Below are 4149 nucleotides of genomic sequence, written 5' to 3'. Positions count from 1 at the left end.
ATCATTATGCGATCATACTGTATCCATAACCAGGATTACATCACTCAGGAGCCGTGTGCGGTGAAAGTCGCTCTTCCCGGTTTTGTAGGAGAGATGGTGGGGGACACCCTGCCATCGACTCTCTAACATACCTGATCTAAGATGTTGATGTGAATCATGGCGGGGATAGGGCGGGTTTATGAGATTATATCGTTTCCGTTTGGATTGGAATGATTTAACCGCAGAGTACACAGAGTACACAGAGGGAGAGAATATATATCTGAGTCATTCCGATGCTACCGGATTTGATATTATTTGTGGTTTCATAGATAGTTGGTGAATCCGCCCCTACAGTATTTTGGGATGTTTATTGCACGCCAATAAACTTGTGAGTTTGCAATGACAACCTATAACTCGGATGCTGTTTGAGCAATTCCAAAATAATCGGAATCGCCCGATCGCGCGATTCCCATTCCGGCTGCAAAAACACAGGCACATTCATATCTTCAACAAAAGATTTTTTGTAATAATCAACTTCTTCGCCCGTGCTAACTACCAACTTAATTTCATTGGCTTTCTTCCATAAATGCTCTTGTACCGGATATTTAGGATTGACGTGTTCTTTAGGAGAAAGAGTAATCCAAGCCAGCGGCGAAACATCTTGCCAATAGGCGCCAGAAGTTTCAATACTTACCTGTTTGTCAGCTTGTAACAATGCTGCAACTAACTCCGGTAAATTCGGGTGGATGAAAGGTTCGCCGCCAGTAATGACAACTCTCGGCGACTGCAATTGAGCTAGCAATTGTGCGATCGACTGCGGCACCGATGGCAAATCTTTGCCCCCATTTGCGTAGCCGGTATCGCACCAAGGACACCCCACGGGACAACCTGCCAATCTAATAAAATCAACTAAAGTACCTGTCCAATAACCTTCGCCTTGAACAGTGCACTGAAAAGTTTCGTGAATCGGTAATTTTATTTGTAAATTTGATGCCAGCATTTGTCACTTTAAATTAATAATATTTGTTGAGGATTTTGATTAGTTGTAATCGATCGTCGGTAATTAATATAGTTCTAGATAAAGGGGTAGGCAGAAACCGGGTTTTTCACCAAAATACTGTATCGCAGCTTTGAATACAGATAAAAACCCGGTTTCTTTGGTTTTAACTGAGATGTTGCACCATTCTCAATAAGCTTTTTATGGACGGGCAGAATGCCCATCCCACAATAAATTCACTCTTTGTGGAACGGGCTTCTAGCCCGTTGCTGACAATGGTGCAAGATATCAGTTTTAATGAAGTTCCCAGCAACTAGAACTCTTTAATTTTGATGTTCCGGCTGCATCATAGTCGCCCAGCGGCGTTTCAGGGCTAAAGTTAGTCCGTCAGCAATGGGGACAACACTCAGAGTAACTCTCGGATCGTTACGCAATTTGTCGTTGAAACTGCGAAGGGCGAGGGTACTTGTGTCTTGTACTTGAGGATCGGCAACTCGTCCAGACCACAGAACGTTGTCAATTACTATTAAACCGCCATTGCGTACAAGTTGGAGCGATCGCTCAAAATAAGCCTCATAATTTTCTTTATCCGCATCGATGAAGGCAAAATCAAAGGTTCCTGCTTGTCCCTCGGCTATTAGTTTGTCGAGAGTATTTATGGCCGGGCCCAATTGCAAGGAAATTTTGTTTGCGACACCCGCAGCTTCCCAATAGCGCCGCGCTATAGAAGTATATTCCTCGCTGATGTCGCAGGCAATAATTTGACCGTTAGGAGGTAGCGCTAAGGCTACGCACAGGGAGCTATAACCAGTAAAAACGCCAACTTCTAAGGTTTTTGTCGCTCCCATAAGCTGCACCAGCATCTCCATAAACTGACCTTGTTCGGGAGCTATTTGCATCATACCCATAGGATGCTTAGCAGTTTCTTCTCGCAGTGCAGCGAGAATATCTGGTTCCCGCAGGGAAATAGATAATAGATAATCGTAAAGTTTATTTTCTAGACCAATAGTTGAGTTCGTCATCGGTTTGTCCTTGCTGCTGACTTTTGATTTGAGATTGTATGCGTGCAGTTATTGGAAATCGGATACGGTAGAGTTAATTTTAGCTATTTTGCTGTGGCTGCAGCTTGCGGTATGACCCTCTCGGTGACAAGCTGGTAATTTGCTTTCACGGGCGATCGACCTTTCAATCAGTTTATCTCAGCCGCAGGCGATCGAGCTGCTCTGCAACAGAAAAGTGGAGAGAGGAGCGTTTTGACATTGCTGCGTTCTTCCCCAAGTGTAACCCTGGGAGTTATACCAGTTCAAAAAAGAATGCCACTGTAGATAAGCTGTAAACCCAGACACAATCAGTCATTACTAATTTCAAATCTTAAATTTTAGTATCGGCTCAATAAGTAGGGGAAGGAGTTATTCTAATTGCCAAGACAAACCCAAGGGATGAAGAGAAGATTTTTCGCGAATAATAGTGGAGAGAGAGGGAATAATTCCAAGTTGAGAAATTCGGTCACGGACATAATCAAAAAAACTGATTCCCAACTGACGAGTAGTAGCAACAAGAGACATAAAAGTATCCCAGGCTTGAGTACCCTCAATTGTCTGAGTTGCATAGCTAATATTACGTCGCTGCACCATAGTTCTGGCAGCTAACTCAGCCGGATTATTGTGCAGAGGTAATTCAGGATGCTCTAAAACCCTGAGCAACTCCGATACTTTGGCAGCAGTTAATTGTTTACGTTCATCCAACAATTCATAGCCACAAGGAGTTTCAAAAAGCCGCCGAAATTTCGACCTTAAAAGCAGTGCAGCTTCGGGACTGGGAGCATCTTTGTAAGCTAATAATTCCCGATAATAATCCCAAAAATCTTCGATAAATTTCCCTAAAATTACCTGATGGCAATGGAATACCGGGCTTAACTTCTTGTAATGTCTTCCCTCATGCACCCAACATAACGCTCTATCGGCAGTGATTAACTTAAATTGGGGAGCATCATCACAACAAAGAGTTTGTACGACTGGACAATCTGTTTGCTGATGGTAGAACGCAATAGCTGCTGCTTCCCTAATCCGGGTAACTTGTTGAACACCCAGTTTGGGTACATACTTATTGAGTAGGTGATTAAACTGTGACTCACTCAACACCGTTTCTTGAGGTAATAGCTTGAGAGCATTCTGCCATTTAATCGGGATTTTGAAGTCCTGAATTAGTGAGAATGTGAGTGGATTCAGCATAAATTCTAATTCTCGTCCGGGCTGTAATCCTTTCAGTACCGTCAGTCTATCTTTATTGGCTGTTGTAAAGTAGACTGTATATAAAGGGTTGCAGATGATATTAGTGGTATGGTTTACTCCACCTACACGCGCACCAGTTTGGTCGAAGTGTTGCCAAGGGCTACTCGCTAGTCCTGAATCATAAACTTCTTTTTTTTCGGTTTCAAAACTGGAGTGGTTTTTGATTAACAGGTTGGATAAATAACCGGCTGAGATGGAAATACCTAAATCTGCTAAAAAATCTTGTAGTTTGCCTTGCGTCATATTGCCACCATAGTACAAACTGATGATTAAGGCTTTGATTCCTGGTCCAAATTCTCCTTCGTAGCCCCTTGGTAATTCTGCTACATAAGTTTTTCTGATTGAGGGTGAGTAATATTTCTGTTTGCGGAACAATATGTTGTCGGTTGCCAAGCTGATATCTTGGATGATTACTTGTTCGTATCCTTTAAATTCTGCATCTGCTGGCAGTTGGTCTTTCGGATATTCTAGTATTTCTTCTCGATCTATTTTAATCGTCGCGTTTTTACTGCCCTTTTTGTGCTTTTTTGGCGTTTTTCGTTCTTTTTCTGATGAGTGCTGACTTTTGAATCCTTTGGAGTTAGCTTTGATGTCTGGTTTTCCTTGTTCTCCCTTCAATCGGTTATTTTCATCTTTCAACCGTTGATTCTCTGACTCCAAGTCTTTGACTTTTAATTGTAATTGCTCTATTAGATTCAGTAATATCTCTACTGTCTGACGCATTGATTCGTCTGCAATCCCTTTTGGGTCGATGGTTTGCAGTAAATCGGAGGATGACTTGTCTTGTGAAATAATCTTTGGCGTCATGTCTCCTATTTTATGACACTTTGTGCACTCTGCTTACTTTTTTTTCTCTGCTACCCCTACTTATTGAGCGGATAC

General features: G+C 42.3%; 3 protein-coding genes. All 3 read right to left on the bottom strand.

All coding sequences use genetic code 11. The features are described from left to right. Window positions 1–346: 346 nt before the first annotated feature. Window positions 347–979, bottom strand: a complete 633-nt coding sequence (locus tag WBA89_RS24550) for a 7-carboxy-7-deazaguanine synthase QueE (RefSeq protein ID WP_424410108.1) — start codon at window positions 977–979, stop codon at window positions 347–349. A gap of 320 nt (window positions 980–1299) precedes the next feature. Next, window positions 1300–1998, bottom strand: a complete 699-nt coding sequence (locus WBA89_RS24545) for a class I SAM-dependent methyltransferase (RefSeq protein ID WP_424410106.1) — start codon at window positions 1996–1998, stop codon at window positions 1300–1302. Window positions 1999–2385: 387 nt separating this feature from the next. Then, window positions 2386–4074, bottom strand: coding sequence for a hypothetical protein (locus WBA89_RS24540; protein ID WP_424410105.1), 1689 nt, complete (start codon window positions 4072–4074; stop codon window positions 2386–2388). Window positions 4075–4149 lie beyond the last annotated feature (75 nt).

This window comes from Microcoleus sp. (genome assembly GCF_049646505.1).
Lineage (GTDB): Bacteria > Cyanobacteriota > Cyanobacteriia > Cyanobacteriales > Microcoleaceae > Microcoleus.
Note: the sequence above shows the minus strand (reverse complement) of the source record. Positions and strands in the feature narration are given on the sequence as shown.

Bases quoted from the DNA above. Each gene is read 5' to 3' on its own strand.
- WBA89_RS24545 (WP_424410106.1), bottom strand. From the start codon at position 1,998: ATGACGAACTCAACTATTGGTCTAGAAAATAAACTTTACGATTATCTA.
- WBA89_RS24550 (WP_424410108.1), bottom strand. From the start codon at position 979: ATGCTGGCATCAAATTTACAAATAAAATTACCGATTCACGAAACTTTT.
- WBA89_RS24540 (WP_424410105.1), bottom strand. From the start codon at position 4,074: ATGACGCCAAAGATTATTTCACAAGACAAGTCATCCTCCGATTTACTG.